This is a genomic window from Dactylosporangium sp. NPDC051484 (genome assembly GCF_040689395.1).
Classification (GTDB): domain Bacteria; phylum Actinomycetota; class Actinomycetes; order Mycobacteriales; family Micromonosporaceae; genus Dactylosporangium.
In genome coordinates this window covers 194,815-216,792 of the sequence record NZ_JBFAZX010000009.1, presented here as the reverse complement: position 1 = coordinate 216,792, position 21,978 = coordinate 194,815, and the positions used below count along the sequence as shown (strand labels likewise).

Here is a 21,978-nt window from a genome sequence, read left to right as displayed (position 1 = left end):
ATCACCGCCCGCAACTCCGCGGTCTGGGCATCGGTCAGCATCACACCAGGATCAACGACAACCCGACATAACACAACCAGGATCACGCGACACTAGGGCCTATCTGACGGATTTGAACTAGCACGGTCAGGTTTGACGCGGAGCCAGATCACGATCGAGGCAACGGTAACCGTTGCCTCGAAACGGGATTTCAACTTGTCGTACCGGGTGGCGACCGCCCGGAACTGCTTGAGCCGGTTGAACGCCCGCTCGACTTGGCTGCGGTCTTTGTACCTTGCGCTGTCGAAGTTCGGGGGCCGGCCGCCCCGTGATCCCTTGCGGGCGCGGCTGGCCCGCACATCAGCACGTTCCGGGATCGTGTGCGGGATGCCCCGTGCCCGCAGCGACCGCCGGTTGGCCTTGGACCCGTAGGCCTTGTCCGCGGTCAGATGGTCCAACTTCTTGCGGTGCCGACCCACTCCGCCGGGCCGCGAGACGGCGACCGCGTCCAGCAGTGCCACCAGTTCCCTGGTATCGGCCGCCTGCCCGGCGGTGAACCGGGTGACCAGAGCCCGGCCCCGGCCTTCGGCAAGCAGGTGGACCTTCGTGGTCAGTCCACCCCGGGACCGGCCGATCGCCTGCGCGGCACGTGATTCATCGAGCCGCTCCGCCGAGGTCGAGCGAGCGGCCGATGATCTCCTTCATAATCTCGGTGCTGCCCGCGTAGATCCGGCTGACCCGCGAGTCCATGAACGCCCGCGCGATCGGGTACTCGAGCATGTACCCGTAGCCGCCGTGCAACTGGACACATGCGTCCACGGCCCGGCCCTGCATTTCGGTGGTCCACCACTTCGCCTTCGCCGCGTCGACCGCCCCGAGCGTGCCGGCGTTGAGCTCAAAGACGCACCGGTCGACGAAGTGCTGCGCCAACTCGATCTCGGTCGCGATCTCGGCGAGCCGGAACCGGGTGTACTGCAGCGCGCCGATGGGCGCGCCGAACGCCCGCCGCTCCCGCACGTATTCGACGGTCCAGCGCAGCGCCGCGGTCGCCTGTGCGACCGCCGACACCGCGATGGACACCCGCTCTCGTACCAGGTTGCCGGTAAGGCTGGCGAACCCTGACCCCTCCTCGCCGAGGAGGTTGGCGACCGGCACGCGGACGTCGGAAAAGGTCAGCTCGGCTGTGTCCTGCGCGTGGTGGCCGACCTTGTCCAGGTTGCGTCCGCGTTCGAACCCGGCCGAGTCTCTTTCGACGACCAGCAGGCTCAGGCCGCGGTGGGAGTGCTCGCCGGTGCGCACGGCGACGATGACGAGGTCAGCGTTGATGCCATTGGTGATAAAGGTCTTCGTACCGTTGACGACGTAGCAGTCGCCGTCGCGGATCGCGGAGGTGCGGATGCCGGCGAGATCGGAGCCTGTGCCCGGCTCGGTCATCGCCAGTGCGGTGATCGTTTGTCCGGAGGCGACGCCGGGCAGCCACCGCAGCCGCTGTTCACCGGTGGTGAGTCGCAGCAGGTACGGCAGCACGATGTCCGCCTGCAGCGACGGTCCGGCCATCGCCGGCCAGACTGCGGCGTTCGCCGACTCCTCCAGCATGACGGCGTTGTACCGGAAGTCATCGACACCTTCGCCGCCATACTCGGGCGGAACAGCGGCGAACATTCCAAGGTCCGCGGCGGTCGTGAAGAGCGCTCGCGGGACGATGCCCGCACGTTCCCACTCGGCGTAGTTCGGCACCACCTCTTTTCGCAGAAATGTCTGAACGCTGTCGCGGTAGGCTTCGTGGTCGTGGTCGTAGAGCACCCGGCGCATGGTGACGGCCTCCCCTTTAAATCGTCAGCCCACCGCTGCACACGACGGTCTGTGCACTGATGTAGTCGGACTCGGGCAGGCAGAACAGGTAGACCGCGCCGGCGGCCTCAGCCGGGGTACCGGCGCGGCCGAGTGGGATCGCTTGTTCCATGGCAGCGAGCAGCTGCGGGTTCACGCCGACCTTGATCTCGCGGCCGTCGACGGCGATGGTGCTGCCGTCCCCGGCTGCAGTCTCGGTGAGTCTGGTCGTGACAAAACCGAACGCGACAGTGTTGACTGTGACGTTGTACCGCCCCCATTCCTTCGCGAGGGTCTTCGTGAGACCGGTGATCCCCGCTTTCGCGGCTGCGTAGTTGGCCTGTCCGACGTTGCCGCTCAACCCGGCCACCGACGAGATGTTGACGACCTTGCGGCACGGGACTGGTTCGCCGGCCTCCCGGGCGCGCTTGACCGCGGCGGCGATGACTGGCTGGGCGGCTCGCAGGATCCGAAACGGCGCCTTGAGGTGGACGTCGAGGATCGCGTCCCACTGCTCGTCGGTCATCTTCTGCACAACCGCGTCCCAGGTGTAGCCGGCATTGTTGACGATGATGTCGACACCACCGAAGTGCTCGACGGCGGTGCCGACAAAGCGCTCCGCGAAGCCCGCCTCGGTGACGCTGCCGGGACAGGCGATGGCGGTACCGCCGGCCGCCGTGACGTCAGCGACCGTCTGTGCCGCCGGCTCGGCGTCGAGGTCGTTGACAACGACGCTGGCGCCGTCCGCCGCCAACTTGCGCACGATCTCCCGGCCGATCCCGCGCCCGCCGCCGGTGACCAGCGCGACGCGTCCGTTCAGCTTGCCCATGTCGTGGTGCCCTTCTCTGATGTGCGATGTTCAGCGGTCGGCGGGGCGGTAGGCGGTCACGACCGCGGCGCCGCCGAGGCCGATGTTGTGGGCGAGGGCCACGCCGGTGCGCTCGGCGGCGGCCGGGACCTGCCGTGCCCCGGCGGCGCCCCGCAGCTGCCAGGTGAGTTCGGCGCACTGGGCCAGACCGGTGGCACCGAGCGGGTGGCCTTTGGAGATGAGGCCGCCGGATGGATTCACCACCCAGCGGCCGCCGTACGTGGTGTCGCCGGCGTCGACGAGCTTGCCGCCCTCGCCTGTGGCGCACAGGCCCAGCGCTTCGTAGGTGAGCAGTTCGTTGGTGGCGAAGCAGTCGTGCAGTTCGATGACGCTGAGGTCCTGGGGCCCGATGCCGGCCTGGTCGTACACCGCTTGCGCGGCGGCCCTGCTCATGTGCGCACCGACCAGCGCGGCCGCCGTGCCGTCGAAGGTGTCCCCGAAGTCGGTCACCAGAGCCTGGCCTACGATCTCGACCGCCTGCTCGGCGAGGTCGTGCCGATCCACGAAGGACTCGCTCACGAGTACCGCAGCCGCCGAGCCGTCCGAGGTGGGCGAGCACTGCAGACGGGTGAGCGGCTCCACGATCCCTGGCGAGGCGAGCACCTCATCGAGGGAGAACTCCCGCTGGAACTGGGCGTAGGGGTTGTTGACCGAGTGTCGGTGGTTTTTCACCGCGATCCGGGCGAACTGCTCGGCCGTCGTGCCGTAGCGCTCCATGTGCTCGCGGCCGGCCTCGGCGAACATCCACGGTGCCATCGGGCGGCCGGGGCCGCGCAGCCGCTCCAGCTCGCGTACGTGCCGACCCAGCGGCAGCGCGCGGTCGGCGTAGTGCTCCGACAGCGAACCGGAGGCCATCTTCTCGAAGCCGACGGCCAGAACACACTCGGCGGCGCCGCTGCGCACCGCGCGGGCGGCGAGCCAGAGCGCGGTGGAGCCGGTGGAGCAGTTGTTGTTCACATTGACGACGGGGACGCCGGTCAGGCCGAGTTCGTACACGGCGCGCTGACCACTGGTGGAGTCGCCGTAGACGTATCCGGCGTAGACCTCCTGCACCTTGCCGTAGTCGATCCCGGCGTCCTGCAGGGCCGCAGTTCCGGCCTCGCGCGCCATGTCCGGGTAGTCCCAGTTCTCCCGCCGGCCCGGTTTCTCGAATTTTGTCATGCCGACGCCGATGACGTATGCCTTGTTGCTCATCGTTGCCTCCCTACGGGTCTCAGGCGGTGTACTCCGCCAGACCGTCCTTGATGACTTGCGCGCCGTCGTCGGCGACGGTCTCGAAGCAGTAGCGGTCCCCCCCGATGCGCCATGCGTTCGTCGTGATCGGGCGGCCGGGGAAGGCGGGTGCGCTGAACCGCACCGCCAGGCGCCGCAGCCGGGTGGGGTCGCCGAGGCCGGTCCCGGCGGCGAGCGCGTGCGACGTGAATGCCATCGTGCACAACCCGTGGACGATGACGCCGGGCAGGCCGACCTTCCGGGCGAAAGCGTCGTCGAGGTGGACGGGCATGAAGTCGCCCGACGCCTCCGCATACCGTCGTGGCTGATCTGTGTCGATGTGCTGGGTGACGGCCAACTCCGGCACGTCGGCGGACGCCTGCGGGTCGGCGCGGTGGTCCGGGGCCGTGCGGCCGGCGTTGCCTGAATGGGTCGCGCCGCGGAAGAAGCCGGTGAAGTACTGCTCGTTGACCGGCTCGCCGGCGGCGCCGGTCGTCTCCAGCAGCGTCGTGACAGTGACGCCGGAGCTGCGGGCGTGCACGCCGATGACCTGGGCCCGGCACCGCAGCAGGTCGCCGGGCACGATCGGCCGGGCGACGTGGATGTCGTGCTGGCCATGCAGGATCCGCGATGCCGCCTCGGGCGGGGCCACGCCCAGCGTGGCCTGGGCCATTACCTCGAACCCGGGCACGACGGCGAAGACCGGGGGCGCGACGGTACCGTCGGCGTGCTGCGGGGTCAGGTCGTTTGTCGCCGCCGCGTAGGCCGCGATGCGGTCGCGGGTGACAGGGAACTCTACGGTCTTGCTCCAGGACCCAAGCTGCTCGATGGTGAACACACCACGAACCTAGGAACTGGCCGGGTCGGCGAGGAGTACCGCCGCTAGCGGAATCCGTGACCGTAGCGCGCATGAACCGATAGCGTGGCAGCGTGGCCGCTTCTCCAATCCCCCGCATCGTCGTGCAGCGCCTGCTGCTCATCGCCGAGCGGCGCGGGCTCGACCCCGCGCTGCTGCTGCGCCGCACCGGCATCCCGGCTGACGCCATGCGCGGCGGTGTGGTGCCGTTGACTGTCACGCAGGCAGCGGAGCTAACCCAGGAGCTGTGGATCCTCACCGGTGACGAGCTGTTCGGGCTCGGCCCGCCGGCCCCGCTGGGCTCCTTTCAGCTCGCCATGCGCTCGGTGATTCACGTCGCCGACCTCGGCGAGAGCCTGCAACGGCTCGTCAGCGCCAGCCGCGTACTGCCAGGCCTGACACCTCTGTCGGTCGAGATCGACGGCCCGCTGGCCTGCATCGAAATCGACACCAGCCAGGTGGACGACCCGGACAATCTGGTCGCCGAACTGATGGCGACGCTAATCCACCGCGTGCTCGGCTGGCTGGCCGGCCGCCGCATCCCCCTGCGGGCGATGCACCTGCCGTGGCCCGCACCGGACTACGCCGCCGAGTACGAGCCCGTGTTCGGGCTGACACCGACATTCGGCACCGACCGGCTGACACTGACCTTCGACGCCGCGCTGCTTCGCACGCCCGTGGTCCGCGACGAGCCGGAGTTGGCCGACTACCTGAACGACCAGCCGCGGGCGTGGTTCGCGACGCGGGACTACGGCGTGACTGTCGCCGACCACATCCGCCGTATCCTCGAACAGGGCCTGCGCGGGCACTGGCCGACCTCCGATGAGATCGCCGCACGGCTGAACGTCAGCACCCAACACCTGCGGCGCCTGTTGCGCCAACACGGCACCTCGATCGGCCAGATCAAGCAGGAGATTCTCCGCGACACCGCAATCGCCAGCCTGCGCCGCGGCGACGAGCCCGTAGAGAGCCTCGCCACCCGCCTCGGCTTCTCCGAGGCGAGCGCGTTCCGCCGGGCGTTTCGCCGCTGGACCGGACGACCACCGGCCGAGTTCCGCGCCCTCGCGCGGGGTGCGGCGCCGTCTCCGCCGTCCGGCATCGCCCAGTCGTAGCCACCCCTGCGGCCACGAAGGCGAGATCCCGCCCGGACCCCGGACTCGCCGACAGGCCCTGGGTCAGTTCCACGTCCATCGGCCGGCCCCGGTCGTCCCGGATATGTAGGTCAGGGTGGCGACGTTGTCCAACCCGACCGCGCGCCGGTCGGTGCCGGACCGGACGCGGCCTCCGGGTCGGCAAAGCGCAGCACGTCGTCCCCGGTGACATCTGTTGGATACAGACGATCCACTCGAGCGGATGCGGCACGGATCACCCAGCGAGGCTTCTGCGCACGTGCGCGACGTGCCCTGGGCCTGTCGCTGTGACGATCTTGCCCATGGCAACGTGACGCAGCGCTTCCACCCCGGCGCGGCGGACAACCGTCAGTCCGGCCGTAGGGCGCGTAGCCAGCCGGGGCGCGTCGGTCAGGTCATGCCGCCTCGTCACCGATGAGGTGGCCACGAAGTCTCGGGTATGAAGTTCTTGCTTGGTCGCAGAACCATCTACCGGAGGCCACTTCGGTTGTCGACTACCGCCACGCCGGGACCCCACCCGGCCACCCACTTCTGAAACACCCCTGAGCGCCTGCGAAGCCGATGCCTCCTGGTCCCGTTTCACGCGCGGTTCGGTCCTTCAGCCTCGTTCGAATGCACACCAGCATGTGGGGAGTCACGTGAGATCCCTGACACAGAAATCGAAATGTTGACGTCTCGGCATTCAGGAGGTCGGGTCCATGTACAGCGACGCTTCGATGGACACTATGGCCAGTCTCTGCGAGTTGTTTCAGCACACCGCAGCGGCGCACGCCGGAGAGATGGCGTTGCGCGCCAGTGACGGCAGCGTCGAGTTGACCTGGCATGACTACGCCGAGCGGGTGCGCACGATTGCCGGCGGGCTCGCCTCGTTGGGGATCGGGCGCGGCGACGTCGTCGGGATCATGCTGACGAATCGGCCGGAGTTCCATCTAGTGGACATGGCCGTGCTGCACCTTGGCGCCGCACCGTTCTCCGTGTATAACACCAGCTCCGTCGAGCAGATCAGCTACCTGTTCCGCAACGCCCGCAACACCGTGGTGGTCACGGAACGCCAGTTCATCGACCGGATCAAGGCCGCCAGCGGCTCGGTGGAGGACATCGTCTGCGTGGACGGTGACGCCGACGGGGCGATCGCGCTCGCCCGCCTGGAGCGGCGGGACGATGCGGGATTCGATTTCGACAAGTCGTGGCGGGCCGTGGAGCCGACCGATCTCGCTGCGCTGATCTACACGTCGGGCACGGTCGGCAACCCCAAGGGTGTCGAGATCGAACACCGCGCGTTGCTGGCGAGCTTACGCGCCGGATGTCGCATCCCGGAGATCGCCGCGGGCGCGTGCAGTGGGGGGCGGCTGATGTCGTACCTGCCTGACGCGCATATCGCCAACCGGTACTACAGCCACTATCTGTCACTGGTCGACGGCGCGTCGATCACGACCGTGCGCGAACTGTCGACCGTGGCCCAGGTGCTGCCGCAGACCCGGCCGACGATCTTCGGCGGCGTGCCCGCTTTCTGGTACAAGCTGCACGTGATGCTCGCGGGCCTCGTGGCGGACCCCGCGGAGACGACGCCGACTGCGCGGGAGGCGATCCGCGTGCGACTGGGGCTAGATGCCGCGAGCATGCTGATCGCCGGAGCCGCGCCTATCGCGCCGAAGACCATCGAGTATTTCCAGTCCCTCGGCATCGAGGTGTGTGAGGGATGGGCGATGTCGGAGACAGCGGCCGCAGGGACGATCAATCGCGTGGGTCGCAATCGGCCCGGCTCCGTGGGCTTGCCGATGGACGGCGTCGAAGTCCGGGTCGCCTCCGACGGCGAGTTACTGATCCGGTCGGCCGCGCTCATGCGCGGGTATCGCGGCGATCCGGAACGCACCCGGGAGGCACTGATCGACGGCTGGTACCACACCGGCGATATCGGCCAGATCGACGACGAGGGCTGCGTGCGGATCATCGACCGCAAGAAGGACTTGATCATCAACTCGTCGGGCAAGAACATATCGCCCGCGAACATCGAGGCCGCCGTGCAAGCGAGCCTGCCGCTGGCCGCCAGCATCGTCGCGGTCGGGGAGGCCCGACCGTACGTCGTGGCGCTGCTCACCCTCGATCCCATCGCCTTGGCCGCCTTCGCGCGCTCCCGCGGCATCGTCGCCGACGCGCCGGCCGATCTCGTGGCTCACCCGGAGGTCGACCGCGAGGTGGCTGAAGCGATCGACCGCGCAAACAGCAGGCTCTCACGCACCGAACAGATCAAGTACTTCCGTATCCTCGCCGGCACGTGGGCACCGGGCGGCGACGAGTTGACGCCGACCAACAAGCTGCGCCGCCGGTCGATCGCGGGCAAGTACGCAACCGAGATCGACGCGCTCTACGTGCGCGGCCGGCAGACGCCGGGCGAAGCGTCGCACCACGCACTGGCGCAGCAGGCCCAAAACACGGAGGTGGATGGGAAGTGAAACTCGGCATCAGCCTCGGCTACGCCGACCAGGCCGACCTGGCGGCCGCCGACTCCCTTGTCGCGCAGGCGCAGGATCTTGGCTACGAGTCGATATGGAGCGCCGAGGCCTACGGGGCCGACGCCCTGACACCGCTGGGCTGGCATGCCGCCAGGACGCGCGATCTGAGGCTAGGCACCGGGGTCGTCCAAATGTCGGCGCGCACTCCGACGGCCACGGCGATGGCCGCGATGACGCTCGACCACCTCAGCGGCGGCCGGATGGTCCTCGGACTCGGCGCATCGGGCCCACAGGTCGTCGAGGGCTGGTACGGCCAGCCTTACGCCCGCCCGCTCGAGCGCACCCGCGAGTACATCGGGATCGTGCGCAGCGTCATCGCCAGGCAGGTGACCGTCGCCGAGGGCCGGCACTACACGCTGCCGTATCGTCCGGGCACCGGGCTCGGCAAGCCGCTGCGTTCGTCGCTGAGACCGCTGCGGCCGGCCATTCCGATCCTGCTCGGGGCAGAGGGTCCGTTGAACGTAGCGCTGGCCGCCGAGATCGCGGACGGCTGGATCCCAGCCTTTTACTCCCCCTACGACGACCTACTCCACCGCACCAGCCTCCAGGAGGGGTTCGCCCGGCGGGGCGGCGCACCTGACGATTTCGAGATCGCGAGCCTGGTGTCCGTTGAGTTCGGCGAACTCGAGCAGGCTGCCGACCGGGTTCGGCCCCTGCTGGCGCTCTATATCGGAGGCATGGGCGCGAAGGGGGCCAACTTCCACTACAACGCCTTCGCGCGGCTGGGCTTCGAGGACGAGTGCCGCCGTATCCAAAGCGCCTATCTCGACGGGCACCAGGCCGAGGCGATCGCGGCGGTGAGCACCGCCATGGTCGAGAAGGTCGCACTGGTCGGCCCGCCGGAAAAGGTGGCCGACGAACTGGCGGCCTGGCGCGAGTCCCTCGTGACCACGCTGATCGTGATGAACGGCCGCGACAAGCTGCAGACACTCGCCAAGATCGCGAACTGACAGCCGCAGCAACGAGCAGCCCGGCGACGCGGTCGACTGGATGCAGCGGCGCGCGTGGCGGCCTGCGGACGACCGTCAAGCGCTGGCCCTGTTCGGCAAAGACATGTCGGCGGTGGGCGTTGGTGCGTAGCCGAGTGCTGATGACGCATGGAGCGGCGCCAGTCGCGCAGCATCCCGGACGAGTCCGGGATGCTGCCAAGATCTGGCGGCGGCTGCTGCGCGATGGTGAGCAGGTGGCCCGCTGCACGGTGGAACGGCTGATGCGCCGTCTCGGCATCCGGGGTGCCGCCGCGGGAAGGCCCCGCGGACGTCCCGGGCCGACCCGGCTCTGCCGAAGCCGGCCGGCCTGCTGTGCCGGGACTTCACCGCGACCGCGCCACACACCCGATGGGTCGCGCTGACTACACCTACGTCCCGAGTCGAGGGCGAGACCGTCTACGTCGTTTCGTGATCGATCTGTACTCCCGCGCGATCGTCGGCTGGCGCCTGGCCCAGTACTAGCGCGCCGACCTGTCCCTAGACCCGTTGACCATGGTGCTGTGGCAACGCCGGCCCGACCGCGACGGCCTCATCCATCACTCCGACCACGGATCGCAAGCCGTGCCCGAGCGTACCCACGCCTGGATGAACAGCTACGGCAAGCTACGCCGTTGCACGGACCGCGACGGCAACGGGTCCAGCGCTGGACCTTCGCGGTGTGCAATCTCGGGCGCCAACTGCCGCACGGTCGACAGCTTCAGCCGTATCAACGCCTCGGTGAGGTCCGCCGCCAGGGGCGCCGGCGCGGCGGTTACCGCAGTACGCGGCGGCATCAGGCCGCCTCCCCGCAGGCGATCGGTGCGGTAAGCGTCCAGGGCCGATACACCTGCCGCGCCCGCTTCCACGTGGCTTTCTGCACCGTGATCGCCCGCCGCAGCATGCGAGCCGAACCCGTGTAGCCGGCCGCGCGGACCACCGCAGCAGCGCTTTCGCGGTGATCCGCCCGTCCGTGGCCTTCACCTTCGCGAAGATCAGATCGGTGAACGGTTCGGCCAGACCATCGGCGCCCGCCGCCGGCCGGCCGCTGCCCCCGCCGCGCGGCGTTCCAGCACCCGCTTGAACGTCTTGTGCATCGTGCCGCGGAGAGTGGCCGCGGCCCGCGGGCTGCCGGTCTCCTCGTAGGCGTTGATGATGTCCGACTCCCGCCTCGCGATCTTCAAGAGAGGGGTCCTTCGGGGCTTGCAGACGTGCTGGTTGGCACCGCAAGTCTCGCGGCCCCGAAGGGCCCTCAAAAGATCAACTCATCCCCTGCGAGGTGGGGACATTCACCGGCCACAAGCGGAGACCATGCGATGGTCAGGGATAGGGAGTGGAGCGCTGGCCGTGACGATCCCGATCAAGATGTGCGCGCCAGGTGTACGACACCCACTCGTGCCATTTCCTCGATTTCTGCCAGCGAGAACCCTGCCTGCGCGAGGACGCTTGCGCTGTCCTGTCCGGTTGTGCGAACCGATCCTGGCGAGCGAGCGGATGTGCGCGAGAATCGCGGAGCGACCCGCGGCTCGTTACCGTCCGCCAACTGGTGGAACACGCCGCGAGCCGCCATGTGGGGATGCGAGGGCGCCTCGGCCAGGCTCAGCACCGGGGCTACGCAGGCGTCGGTGCCTTCAAAATGTCGAGCCCACTCGTCCCGCGTCCGGGAAGCGAAGGTGTCCTTGAAGGCGACACTCATCGCCGGCCACGAGGCCCGGTCGAACTGGTCGAACTCCAGATCGAGTCCTGTAAGCAGTTGAGCGAAGAACTGCGGCTCTATAGCGCCTACGGCAACGAACTTGCCGTCCTTGCAGCGGTATGTGTCGTAGAAAGGGGCGCCACCGTCGACGAGGTTGGCCTCGCGCTCATCACGCCATGCGCCGTGTGCGTGCATGCCGTAGAGCATTGTCATCAGCGACGCTGCTCCGTCAACCATGGCAGCATCGACGACCTGGCCGGCACCACTGCGGGACCGCTCGAGTAGAGCCGTGAGAATCCCCACCACCAGGAACATCGAGCCGCCTGCGAAGTCGGCGATCAGATTGGCCGCCTGGCGCGGCTTGTCAGTCCCACCGCTGACGTGGAGCGCCCCGGTGAGTGCGGCGTACGTGATGTCGTGGCCCGCCCGTGCGGCGAGCGGCCCGTCCTGCCCCCAGCCCGTCATGCGCGCGTACACAAGCCCGGGATTGATTGCGTGACAGTCAGCAGGTCCGATGCCGAGGCGTTCGGCCACGCCTGGTCGAAACCCCTCGATCAGGACATCAGCGTGGCGCACGAGCCTGAACAGCACGTCTGTGGCCTTGGGGTGCTTGAGGTCGATGGCTAGGTTCGGTCGACTTCTATTCAGCGCGTCGGATGGCGCATGCGGAAGCCCCGCGCCGCCCGGTCGATCCACGCGGACAACGTCTGCCCCGAGCTCGGCGAGGAGCATCGCCGCGTACGGAGATGGTCCGATCCCCGCGATCTCGATCACCCGGATGCCGTCCAGCGGCCCAGGTTTCAGTCGATCCTCATTGATCATCGTGATCCCGTCTGCAGGTAGGGGACGCAAGCCAGTGCTGGCTCGTCCCGGCAATGTCGTTGAGTTGGGTTCCCACCAGGAGCCGAGGGGTCTGGTGAGGTACCGCCGGACGTCACCATGCGCGTGACGTCGTCGCCTCGTGGTCGTACCGATCGCCCATCGGCAGGTTCCGGAGCTTGGCCTTCTGGATCTTCGCCGTGGGGGTTTTCGGCATCTGGTCGAGGAACTCGACGAACCGTGGCGCCTTGAAGGGAGCGAGATTTTCCGAGCACCACGCGACGATGGTCTCCGGCTGCACGTTCCGGCCCGGTCGCCGGACCACGTATACGAGGACATCCTCGTCGGACAGCTCTGACGGCACGCCCACGACTGCTGCTTCTTGGACGTCGGGGTGCTGCTCGATGATCCGCTCCACCTCCAGCGACGAGATGTTCTCTCCACGCCTACGGATGATGTCCTTCTTGCGGTCGACGAAGTAGTAGAACCCGTCGGCATCCATCCAGGCGTTGTCGCCGGTGTGGAGCCATCCGTCGCCGTCCAGTGCTTCAGCCGTGGCCTCGGGGTTGTTGAAGTAACCGCGCATCATTGCTGCATTGCGGATGAGTAGCTCCCCCGTGGTGCCTGGCGGGACGTCCGTTCCCTCATCGTCAACGATGCGCGCCTCGGTACGCGGCACCGCGGGATCGGGATGGTGGCGGGGCTTCCCCATCGCGCCGGGTCGGCGTTCCCCGGTCAGCGACTCCGCGAGCCCGAAGGTCGTCTCGCTCATCCCGAACCCAGAGATGATCGTCATGCCGAACCTCTCCTCAAGCGCAAGGCGAGCCTCGTGGGTGTGTGCGGGCACGCCGTAGGCCACCTCGACGGAGTGATCCCGGTCGTCGGCGGCGGCGTCCTTCTTGGAGAGGATGGTCGCCATGGCCCCGATGTAGTTGAACGTTGTGACCTTGTGACGCTTGACCTCAGGCCAGAACCGCCGCGCACTGAATCGGGGAGCGAGGACAATTGCACCGTGCGTACCTATGGCGCCCATGGAGGAGTATGCCTGGGAGTTGATGTGAAACAGGGGAAGGCAGGCATAGATCCGTCCACCGTCGGCCATACCCATCCAGGTGGGGTAGCTCTGTCCTGTCAGCACGAAGTTTGCCTGCGTCTGCATGACCCCTTTCGGATCTCCCGTCGTCCCTGAGGTGTAGATCAGGCTCATCAAGTCATCACCACGAGGGGTCACCTGCGGCGCAACGGTACTCGCGCTCGCTGTAGCTTCCGCGAAGCTTTCGTGCTGGTCATCACCATGAATGGTCAGCACTGCCCGGAGGTTCGGGTGCTCGACTTCGACGCCGTCGAGCACGGGCAGGTACTTCGGCTCGGTCAGAACGAAACGCGCCTCGGAGTTGCCGATCAGGTACGACGCTTCTTGGTGTCGGAATCCGGTGTTGATCGCTACGAGACAGGCTCCGATCTTGGCGAGTCCCAGCCAAGCCGACATGAACTCCGGGGAGTTGTCCATCATGAACGCCACTCGGTCACCCCGCCGGATGCCGAGTTCCACCCACGCATTTGCGGCGCGGTTCACGCTCCTGTCGAATTCCTCATAGCTGGTCTCGGAGTCATCACCCGTCCAGATGAGATAAGGACGAGCCGGCACGCGAGCGGCTGCCGCCTCATAGAACGACCGAAAATCGAGTGCAGGGGTAGTCATTGATTCTCCTTACAAGATTGTGTCTCATCAGCCGCTATCGCAGGCGCTCACCGCGGAAAGAGAGCAGGGGCTACCGATCACGGCGAGGTGGTGTTCCCGTTCGGGTCGAGAGCTTGCAGGCGCAACCGGTGCTTCAGAAGCTTTCCCGATGCGTTCCGCGGAAGCTCCGACACGAACGCGTACTCGGCCGGCTGCTTGAAGCGTGCGAGGCGTCCTGACGTGTGGAGACGAAGTCGGTCCTCATCGGCGGGCGAGCCCTTCCGGAGCACCACGTATGCGAGGGGCACCTCGCCCCACTTCTGGTGGGGTTTGCCGATCACAGCCGTGTCGATGACGTCAGGGTGTTCGAGCAGGCATTGCTCAACCTCGGCCGATGAGATGTTCTCCCCGCCGCTGATGATCACGTCCTTCAGACGGTCGACGACGTAGAGATAGCCGTCCTCGGTCATGAATCCGACGTCGCCCGTGTGGAGCCAGCCATCGCGCATGGAGTCGGCTGTCGCGTCCGGACGGTTCCAGTACTCACGGACCACGTTGGGGCCCTTGATGACGATCTCGCCGCGCTCTCCGCGGTCACGCTCATGGCCGCGTTCGTCGACGATCCGCACGTCGACGAAGAACGATGGCCTGCCTGACGATCCGATCTTCTCGACGGCTTCTTTCGGCGACATCGTGCTGATGATCGCCGTGGCCTCGGTCATGCCGTAGCCGTTGCAGACGGGAATGCCACGCTGCGCGTAAAGGCGGACGACTTCGGCCTTGACGGGTGCCCCGCCGCAATAGATCCAACCGACTGAGCTCAGGTCGGCCTCCTCGAACCCGGGCTGAGACGCGAGCATCTCCAGCATGACTGAGGCGCCGAAGAATGATTTGACTGCATGTGCAGGAATCAGTTCGAGGATTCGAGCCGGGTCGAAGCCACGTTCCAGCACGACGGTTCCGCCCTTGAGGAACGTGTTGAGAAAGTTGACGTTTATCCCACCGATGTGGAACAGGGGTGCAGCCACCAGGGCAACGTGATCAGGCCCGAGCCCGAAGGTGCAGTCGTGCGAAACAATCGCGGAGATGATATTGTCAAACGTGATCATCACCCCCTTCGGAAGCCCCTCTGTGCCCGAGGTGTACATCAGGATGGCCAGATCCGTGCCGGCGGTCGCGACAGGAGGCTGTGGACTTGACCCCTCGGCGGCCAGCGAGGACAGTATCGGGCTCACACCCAGGTCATTAGCGATGATCGACGTGCATGAAGGCTCGACCGAGATGCTCTCGATGGCCGGCGCAAGCGTCGCGTCGTAGATGAGGCACGTAGCGCCGGAATCTTCGACGATGAACTGAATCTCCCGAGCCGTCAGGCGCCAGTTGATGGGCGTCATGACCGCTCCAAGCCGGGCGCAGCCGAACAGCACGGCGACGAACGCGGGGTGATTGACGCCCACGTAGGCGACACGGTCCCCGGGCCCAACACCCAGGGCGCTCAGCCCCGCGGCAACCCGGGCGCATTCAGCATCGAGTTCGGTATAACTCCAGCTCTTGCCCTCGAACACCAAAGCGATTCGGTCAGGCGACCGAGCGGATCTCCGCGCGATCCATTCTCCAAAACCAGGCAGGGACGACATGCTGAATGAACCTCCGTTGAAATCAGCGAAAGGTGAGGTAGTCGAGTAGGCGCCGGACGAGATGCTGCAGCAGAGACGCCTACGACGCGATAGGGCCGCAGTCGTTGACCGACAGCTAGGAATGTGGCGTCGTCATTGCATGCCGGCGTGGAGTACGCCGTGCCCCGCTGCGGCGTCAGCCAGCAGCTTTTGCGTGTATTCGTGCTGTGGACGGTGGTAGACCTGCTCGGCGGTACCTTCTTCGACGAAGACACCACGGTGCATCACGATCACGCGGTCGCTCATGTACTTGACGGCGCCCAGGTCGTGCGATATTGACAGAATGCCCACTCCCGTGTCTTGCTGAACGTCTCGCAGCAGGTTGAGGATCTGCACGCGGATCGACACGTCGAGCGCGGAGACAGGTTCGTCGAGCACGAGGCAATGCGGCTCGGTGCTGAGGGCTCTGGCGATCGCGACTCGTTGGCGTTGACCGCCGGAGAGTTGATGTGGAAAGCAGTCACGAACACGGCGGGGTTCCAGGCCGACCTGCGCGAGCACCTGGTCGACCCTGGTGGAGATGTCCTGTCGGGACATGTCGCCGAGTTCCATCAGTGGCTCAGCGACCACTCTGGCAATCGACATGCGCGGGTTGAACGATGTGTATGGATCCTGGAACACCGCTTGGACCCGCCGGCGATACTCACGTCGCCCCTGCCGGTCAAGGCGCGCGATGTCCTTCCCTGCGAAGCGGACTACGCCCGACGTCGGCTGTTCCAGGCCCAGGGCCATGCGAATGCAGGTCGTCTTGCCACTGCCGCTTTCTCCGACGACCGACACTGATTCCCCTCGAAAGACCTGAAGGTTCACCGAGTCCACGGCGCAGAATTGGACGCTCGGGGTGCCGAGAAGGGTGCGCTTGATGGTGAACATCTTTTTGGCCCGGCTCAGCTCAAGTGTGGGTGGTGTACGGGCGAACCGTTCAGGCGCATCATCCCGGTCACTCACAGTAATGCTCGACGTGACGGGCCACAGCTGCTGAGTCTGCAATCCTTCGTCGGCACGATGGCAGGCCACCTGGTGACCGGGCGCGATCTCGCGCAGCGCAGGAACCTCCGATGCACATCGGTCCACTGCGGCGGGGCAACGGTTCGCGAAGGGGCAACCCGCTTGCCCTTCAGCCGGGTCAGGCGGATTCCCCGGGATCGGGGTCAACCGTTGACCGACTTCGGTGATAGACGGCAGGCAGCTCACCAATCCCATGGTGTACGGATGGCGTGCGGAGCTGAACAGGGTCCTGGTGGCCGCTGTCTCAACCACCCTCCCCGCGTACATGACGGCTACCCGGTCGCAGATGCGCGAGACGACTCCCAGGTCATGAGAGATGAACAGCAACCCAGCGCCGAGCTCGGCCTGGAGTCCGGACAACAGGTCCAGGTAGGCGGCCTGCACCGTGACGTCCAACGCTGTCGTTGGCTCGTCGGCGATGAGCAGGTCCGGTTTGCAGGAGATCGCCGAGGCACCGACGATTCGCTGCCTCATTCCCCCACTGAATTGGTGGGGGTACTGCCTGACACGCCGCTGCGCGTCGGGGATCCCCACTCGTTCGATGAGGTCGACGGCGGCCTCGTACGCCTCCGATACGCTGGCTCCGCCGTGAACTCGCAGCGGCTCGGAGACCTGGTGGCCAATACGCAGCGCCGGGTTCAGGGACGCTGTGGGATCCTGCAGGATCGTGCCGATGCGGCTTCCCCTCAGGGCCCGCTTTGCCTTCTCATCCAGGGCGCCCATGTCCTTTCCGAGGAACACGACTGCGCCGGCGTCGATACGAGCTCCAAGAGGCAGTAGCCCAAGCACCGCGTTGACGGTCATTGACTTGCCTGATCCAGACTCACCCACGATCCCGAGAGACTCGCCGCGGGCGAGCTGCAGCGATACATCGTGGAGGATCGAGAGCTTGCCACGAGCGGTGTCGATCGAGAGGCTCAGGCCATGGATCGACAGCAGGATGTCCTCGCCTTGCGGCGGCTGTGTCGTCGAACTTGACGCCCTGCGCGGCACTGCGGCATCTGAGGTATTCATCGACGACCTTCCAATCGCGGGTCAAACCGAACCCGCGCCCAATCACCAAGCGCATTGAAGCTCATCACGGCAAGGAAGATGAACAGTCCGGGGATCGCCGTGAGCCACCACGACGTGCTCATGTACTGGCGACCCTGGTCGATCATCGAACCCCACGACGCCTTATTCGGGGGCAGGCCGACGCCCAGGAAGCTGATGGATGCCTCAAGGACCACGGCGGCACCGATCTGTAACGTGGCCAGCACGATGATCGAGGGCAGCACGTTGGGCAGCAGGTGACGAACGATGATCTTCCACGTTGAGCATCCAGCCACCCGCGCCAGGGCAACGAAGTCGGAGTTCTTCAGCACCAGGACCTCACCGCGAATCAGCCGTGCGTAGGTCGGCCAGAGCAGTAGGCCGACGGATACGAACACCGTCACGATGGACGGGGTGAAGATGGACGCGAGCAGGATCGCGATGAGCAGGCCCGGGATGGACAACGCCACGTCCGTTCCTCTCATCAAGGCGGCGTCGACCGACTTGTTGAGGATGCCGGCCAGGAGACCGACCATGGTGCCGATCAGGCATGCCAGCGCCACCCCGACGACGCCGACTAGGAGTGAGACGCGGGCCCCGTAGGCGAGGCGGACGAATATGTCCCTGCCTAGTTGATCGGTGCCGAGCAGGTGGAAGGCCCCATCACCTCCAGTCCGGAACGGCGGCGCGAGGCGTCCCGGGAGACTGCCCTGGCTTTCCCCGTAGGGAATGAGCCATGGGCCTACAACCGCGAAGACCGTGAGTAGAGCGATGACTGCCATGGGTAGCCACGGCAGAACACGGCGGCCAGGGCGACGCGAACGGATCCGACCACCTGGACGGCCCGCCTGTTCTGGCGGGGAGACGGCGTTGGTGAGGTCGTTCATCAGGCGCTCCTGATACGGGGGTTGAGACAGGCGTAGAGGACGTCGACGACGAAGTTGCCCATGATGTAGGCGACAGACATGAACAGCACGATGACCTGGACCACAGGGAAGTCGCGCTGGTTCACTGCCTGGACGACTGCTCGCCCGATCCCCGGCCATCCGAACACGGTCTCGACGATGATGGATCCGGAGAGCATGCTCAGCAGGACGAGTGCGCCGAGTGTCAGGACGCTGAGTGAGGCGTTGCGGAACGCGTGCCGCCAGAGCACGGCTCGCTCGCTGACGCCTTTGACACGAGCGAAACGTACGTACTCGGTTCCGAGCGTCTCGAGCATGGAAGAGCGAGTCAGTCGAAGCAGCCCTGCGATGGAGAAGATCACCAAGGTGGTCACGGGAAGGATGAAGCTCTGCCATCCCTGCGAGCCGGAGGTGGGGAGCACTCCGAGGGTGACGCTGAACAGCAGGATGAGAAGAGTGCCGACCCAAGGGCTCGGCAGTGCCTGGGCAGCGGCCGCCAGTCCACGGACGCATCGATCAAAGCGTCCATCGCGTCGCGCGGCGGCATAGACGCCGGCGGGCACGGCCAGGAGTACCGTGACTAGGAAAGCGATCGATCCCAGCATCAGGGTTGCGCCAACGCTGCTCATGACCACATCGATGGCTGGTCGATGGTAGTGGATCGACTGGCCGAAGTCGCCACGCAGCGCATGGGACAAGAACGTGAGGTACTGCTCCAGAAGCGAGCGATCGAGCCCCAGAGTGGCCCGCAGGCTCTCTATCTCTTCCGTAGTCGCGTTGGCGGACACCATGAGGTTCACCGGGTCGCCCGACGCACGTGCCAGCAGGAAGACGATGATCGATGCGCCGAACACGGACACGAGCGCTTGAGCAAGCTTGACGAGGATGAACTTGAGCATGAGTAGGCAACTAACTCTGACTGGATGGGTAAGGGTCACAGGACATTGCTGCCACCGCGGCGCCTCCGCCGGGCCCCGTTAGCAGGCAGCTCCGTCAGCTGAGGTGGCGCGGAAGCGCGGACATCATCGGTCCGCCAGTCTGATGAGCTGGTAGTTGTTCGGGCTGCCATTGCCTGCCTGCAGTGTCCACCCGGCAATGCGGCCCGAGACTGCGAAGGTCGCGTTCTGAACGGCGATCTGCAGCCCGTACTGCTCATCGGTCAAACGGCTCATCATCGTTTCGATCAGAGCTGCCCTGGCTTTGGCGTCAGGCTCTTGGACGATACGTGCGATCTCGGCGTCGGTCTCGGCGTCATTGACCACGAACCGGAAGCCACCCGTCGACGCGATGGCGCGGGTGGACGCCGACGGCTTCATCGCCCCAGGCACCGAGTAGACGACCGCGTAGTCTGCGGACTTACTCCTGGACTGGTTGTTGGCGATCACGGTGGCGGGGTCGAGCTTGGATAACTTGACGTCGATCCCGATCGCCTCCCAGTACTGCCCGATTGCCTGGGTGATAGCCGACGTTTCGCTCGCGCCCCCCGAGTCGACGAGCTTGATGGAGAACCCATCGGGATACCCAGCGGCAGCCAACAGCTTCCTCGCCCGATCGGGGTCGTACGGTAGCGGCTTCCAAGCGTCGCTGTAGCCAGGGAAGCCCTTGCGCACGTAGTAGCCGAACGAATCGGTGGTTCCTGCACCTGCGTAGATGGACTTGACGATCTCTTCCTTGTCGATCGCCATCGCCAGGGCGTGCCGGACCATCTTGGCGTTCTTCGCTGAGGCGGGGTCTTTGCTGTCGCCAACCCATGGCATCTGTGGGCGGTAGTCACTGGTCCCCGGAGCCGAGAGTCCCGGGAGCACGACCCAGCTCTGCGTTGCATCGCGGGTCTCCATGATCTTGAAGTCCTGAGACTTGGCGCGCTTCAAGGTATCGCCGGCCACCTGGACCACGTCCACTTCACCCGACTCGAGCGCCGCGAGTTGGGTGCTCACGTCAGGAATGACTCGAAGCACAAGAGTCGGGTAATCGGCGTCGTGAGCGAAGTGCCCCTTGACGCGCGTGAAGGTCACCTGCGAGCCGGCGTTTGTCGAGGTCCACTCAAACGGTCCCGTACCGACGGGCTCGCGCGCTGCGGTCTTGTCGCCCACCTTTTCGACATAACTGCGGGACAGGATCCATGCCGTGTCGCCCAGTGACTCCAAGAAGTATGGGTTCGGCTTCTTCAGGTGGAAGCTGACGGTGCGATCGTCAACCTTCTCGACGGATGTGACGTTCGAGCGGATCGCCTGGGCGGTGAAGCCTGTGCTGGACGGATCCAGCCACTTCTGTGCCGTGAAGACGACGTCGTCGGCGGCGAGGTCGCCGTATCCCTTGTGGAACGGGACGCGCTCACGGAGGGTGAACGTGTAGGTCAACTGGTCTTTCGAGACCTGCCAACTCTCCGCAAGGTCGGGCTCTGGGGCGCCGTCGCCCGAGATCGTGACCAACGTGTCGTAAACCTGGCCGTAGACAGGCAGGTTGGCGAGCACCGCGTTCCACGACAGCGCCGTGTCGTTGCCGAAGCTATTCAGCACCACAGTCACCTGTCCGCTCGAGCCACCGTCCTTACCGGCGGAGGAGCAGGCGCCAGTACCGAACACCAAGACCGACAAGGCCACACTCGCCACGCCCCACAGACGTCGGCGGCGAAGCCCCCGCCGAGCGGACATCCTCCCGATTCGCTGCGTCGTTGCACTGGGAAACGCCAGGTCCATACCCATACCTGCCCTTTTGCGCTCTGGGGTGTCGCGTTGACTGAGACAGTGTCTCGATTATGCTAGTGTGGCTACAGTCACAGACGCTGTCAATAGCGTGTCGCGATCACTGCCCGGCTGTCTCAGTGAGAAAGACACACTTGCAGACTGTGACTCCACTGCGAGATCGGGAAGGTAACGCGTGAGCTCCAGCCCAGACGATTCCGACAAATCGGCACCCACTTCTACCCCGACTGTGACATTTCGCGTCACCACGCTGCTCGGCTTGGTGGGGCGACGAAAGAATGGGATCGGCCCGCGCGAGGTGGAGCGAATCGCCGGGATCGATCGATCTGCAGCCAGCCGATTGTTCCGCCAGTTGGAGAGCCTCGGTTGGGTCGAGCAGGTTGACGACCGTGGCACGTACACGGTCGGGCCCGAGATGTTCGCCGTTGCGGCGGCGGTCAGACAGCGAGACTCGCTCTGGAAGGCCGCGGGGCCGCTGCTCGCAAGCCTGACGGAACGCTTCGACGAGACAACCTACCTCGCCGTGAAGCGCGAACACCGGGTGGTCTTCCGCGACAAGGTGGACTGCGCCCAGCGCATCCGGTACGTGCTGGAGCTGAACGAGCCATTCCCCCTGACGACCGGCGCGGCCGGCAGGGCGATCCTCTCCGCCTTAGCACCGGCCGAGCGCGACGAAGTCCTTGCCGAGGGGCTCATTGCGTACACGCCGAGCAGCATCACCGATCCCGAGCGGTACCGAACGCAAGTCGACGAAGACCGCTCCCTCGGCTACAGCTATTCGAGGAGCGGGTGGGTCGCCGGCGGCGGAGGTGTGGCGTCGCCGTTCTTCAACGCGGCAGGCGACTGCATGGGGGCCATCACGGTCAGCGTTCCGATCGACCGCCTGCCGGCCGATCGCGCGTCGGTCATCGGTTCCGCGGTTAGAGAGTCGGCACGGGCTCTGTCGCAGCGGCTGGGCTACTCAGGTGCTCCTTGGGGCGACGCCACGACGACCGGGGAACAATACGTGGATGAACCAGCGCCGTGACGGGGGCTCATCACGCGCGTCGGCTTGCCTGAGCCCCCGAGTGCTGCCGACGTTATCGGTGAGGATGGGCGGGCAG

18 protein-coding genes are annotated in these 21,978 nt (G+C 66.1%); 5 read left to right on the top strand and 13 right to left on the bottom strand.

Annotated features, from left to right (window positions below):
* Window positions 1-92 precede the first annotated feature (92 nt).
* The 5 genes from AB0367_RS18585 to AB0367_RS18565 are packed head-to-tail and all read right to left on the bottom strand — an operon-like array spanning window position 93 to window position 4,727.
* Complete coding sequence (locus AB0367_RS18585) at window positions 93-614, bottom strand: IS5 family transposase (protein WP_366227563.1); 522 nt, start codon at window positions 612-614, stop codon at window positions 93-95.
* 19 nt (window positions 615-633) lie between these two features.
* On the bottom strand, window positions 634-1,791 hold the full coding sequence (locus tag AB0367_RS18580; protein ID WP_366227558.1) for an acyl-CoA dehydrogenase family protein: 1,158 nt from the start codon (window positions 1,789-1,791) through the stop codon (window positions 634-636).
* 16 nt (window positions 1,792-1,807) lie between these two features.
* The gene (locus tag AB0367_RS18575) at window positions 1,808-2,638 is read right to left on the bottom strand and encodes an SDR family NAD(P)-dependent oxidoreductase (protein ID WP_366227557.1); all 831 of its coding nucleotides are present in this window, start codon (window positions 2,636-2,638) and stop codon (window positions 1,808-1,810) included.
* A 30-nt stretch (window positions 2,639-2,668) separates the two neighbouring features.
* On the bottom strand, window positions 2,669-3,871 hold the full coding sequence (locus AB0367_RS18570) for a lipid-transfer protein (protein WP_366227556.1): 1,203 nt from the start codon (window positions 3,869-3,871) through the stop codon (window positions 2,669-2,671).
* Between the two features lie 19 nt (window positions 3,872-3,890).
* Window positions 3,891-4,727, bottom strand: coding sequence for a MaoC/PaaZ C-terminal domain-containing protein (locus AB0367_RS18565; RefSeq protein ID WP_366227555.1), 837 nt, complete (start codon window positions 4,725-4,727; stop codon window positions 3,891-3,893).
* Between the two features lie 92 nt (window positions 4,728-4,819).
* Between AB0367_RS18565 and AB0367_RS18560 the strand changes: the two genes are divergently transcribed.
* From AB0367_RS18560 to AB0367_RS18545, 4 genes are all read left to right on the top strand, one after another.
* Window positions 4,820-5,857, top strand: a complete 1,038-nt coding sequence (locus AB0367_RS18560; RefSeq protein WP_366227554.1) for an AraC family transcriptional regulator — start codon at window positions 4,820-4,822, stop codon at window positions 5,855-5,857.
* Window positions 5,858-6,600: 743 nt separating this feature from the next.
* A complete protein-coding gene (locus AB0367_RS18555; RefSeq protein WP_366227553.1) occupies window positions 6,601-8,328 on the top strand; it encodes an AMP-dependent synthetase/ligase in 1,728 nt (575 codons plus the stop codon).
* Window positions 8,325-9,338 (top strand): LLM class F420-dependent oxidoreductase, encoded by a 1,014-nt coding sequence (locus AB0367_RS18550; RefSeq protein ID WP_366227552.1) that lies wholly within the window; start codon window positions 8,325-8,327, stop codon window positions 9,336-9,338. The genes AB0367_RS18555 and AB0367_RS18550 overlap by 4 nt, the downstream gene beginning before the upstream one ends.
* A gap of 140 nt (window positions 9,339-9,478) precedes the next feature.
* Entirely contained in the window at window positions 9,479-9,739 is a 261-nt protein-coding gene (locus AB0367_RS18545) for an IS3 family transposase (protein ID WP_366227551.1), read from the top strand.
* Window positions 9,740-10,348: 609 nt separating this feature from the next.
* Here AB0367_RS18545 and AB0367_RS18540 read toward each other — a convergent pair.
* From AB0367_RS18540 to AB0367_RS18505, 8 genes are all read right to left on the bottom strand, one after another.
* Window positions 10,349-10,537, bottom strand: a complete 189-nt coding sequence (locus AB0367_RS18540) for a hypothetical protein (protein WP_366227550.1) — start codon at window positions 10,535-10,537, stop codon at window positions 10,349-10,351.
* Window positions 10,538-10,713: 176 nt separating this feature from the next.
* Entirely contained in the window at window positions 10,714-11,871 is a 1,158-nt protein-coding gene (locus tag AB0367_RS18535) for a CaiB/BaiF CoA-transferase family protein (RefSeq protein ID WP_366227549.1), read from the bottom strand.
* 112 nt (window positions 11,872-11,983) lie between these two features.
* On the bottom strand, window positions 11,984-13,570 hold the full coding sequence (locus AB0367_RS18530) for an AMP-binding protein (RefSeq protein WP_366227548.1): 1,587 nt from the start codon (window positions 13,568-13,570) through the stop codon (window positions 11,984-11,986).
* Between the two features lie 77 nt (window positions 13,571-13,647).
* Window positions 13,648-15,186: a long-chain fatty acid--CoA ligase gene (locus AB0367_RS18525; protein ID WP_366227547.1), complete on the bottom strand. Its 1,539-nt coding sequence runs from the start codon at window positions 15,184-15,186 to the stop codon at window positions 13,648-13,650.
* A 132-nt stretch (window positions 15,187-15,318) separates the two neighbouring features.
* Entirely contained in the window at window positions 15,319-17,247 is a 1,929-nt protein-coding gene (locus AB0367_RS18520) for an ABC transporter ATP-binding protein (RefSeq protein WP_366227546.1), read from the bottom strand.
* Window positions 17,244-18,152, bottom strand: coding sequence for an ABC transporter permease (locus tag AB0367_RS18515; protein WP_366227545.1), 909 nt, complete (start codon window positions 18,150-18,152; stop codon window positions 17,244-17,246). Before AB0367_RS18515 ends, AB0367_RS18520 begins: the two co-directional genes overlap by 4 nt.
* Window positions 18,152-19,069, bottom strand: coding sequence for an ABC transporter permease (locus tag AB0367_RS18510; protein ID WP_366227544.1), 918 nt, complete (start codon window positions 19,067-19,069; stop codon window positions 18,152-18,154). Before AB0367_RS18510 ends, AB0367_RS18515 begins: the two co-directional genes overlap by 1 nt.
* Before the next feature lie 123 nt (window positions 19,070-19,192).
* Window positions 19,193-20,698 (bottom strand): ABC transporter substrate-binding protein, encoded by a 1,506-nt coding sequence (locus AB0367_RS18505; protein WP_366227543.1) that lies wholly within the window; start codon window positions 20,696-20,698, stop codon window positions 19,193-19,195.
* 406 nt (window positions 20,699-21,104) lie between these two features.
* On the opposite strand from AB0367_RS18505, the gene AB0367_RS18500 reads away from it, so the two are divergent.
* Complete coding sequence (locus tag AB0367_RS18500) at window positions 21,105-21,902, top strand: IclR family transcriptional regulator (RefSeq protein WP_366227542.1); 798 nt, start codon at window positions 21,105-21,107, stop codon at window positions 21,900-21,902.
* The last annotated feature ends 76 nt before the right edge of the window (window positions 21,903-21,978 follow it).

Bases quoted from the DNA above. Each gene is read 5' to 3' on its own strand.
- AB0367_RS18580 (WP_366227558.1), bottom strand. From the start codon at position 1,791: ATGCGCCGGGTGCTCTACGACCACGACCACGAAGCCTACCGCGACAGC.
- AB0367_RS18575 (WP_366227557.1), bottom strand. From the start codon at position 2,638: ATGGGCAAGCTGAACGGACGCGTCGCGCTGGTCACCGGCGGCGGGCGC.
- AB0367_RS18570 (WP_366227556.1), bottom strand. From the start codon at position 3,871: ATGAGCAACAAGGCATACGTCATCGGCGTCGGCATGACAAAATTCGAG.
- AB0367_RS18555 (WP_366227553.1), top strand. From the start codon at position 6,601: ATGGCCAGTCTCTGCGAGTTGTTTCAGCACACCGCAGCGGCGCACGCC.
- AB0367_RS18545 (WP_366227551.1), top strand. From the start codon at position 9,479: ATGACGCATGGAGCGGCGCCAGTCGCGCAGCATCCCGGACGAGTCCGG.
- AB0367_RS18535 (WP_366227549.1), bottom strand. From the start codon at position 11,871: ATGATCAATGAGGATCGACTGAAACCTGGGCCGCTGGACGGCATCCGG.
- AB0367_RS18530 (WP_366227548.1), bottom strand. From the start codon at position 13,570: ATGACTACCCCTGCACTCGATTTTCGGTCGTTCTATGAGGCGGCAGCC.
- AB0367_RS18525 (WP_366227547.1), bottom strand. From the start codon at position 15,186: ATGTCGTCCCTGCCTGGTTTTGGAGAATGGATCGCGCGGAGATCCGCT.
- AB0367_RS18520 (WP_366227546.1), bottom strand. From the start codon at position 17,247: ATGAATACCTCAGATGCCGCAGTGCCGCGCAGGGCGTCAAGTTCGACG.
- AB0367_RS18515 (WP_366227545.1), bottom strand. From the start codon at position 18,152: ATGAACGACCTCACCAACGCCGTCTCCCCGCCAGAACAGGCGGGCCGT.
- AB0367_RS18510 (WP_366227544.1), bottom strand. From the start codon at position 19,069: ATGCTCAAGTTCATCCTCGTCAAGCTTGCTCAAGCGCTCGTGTCCGTG.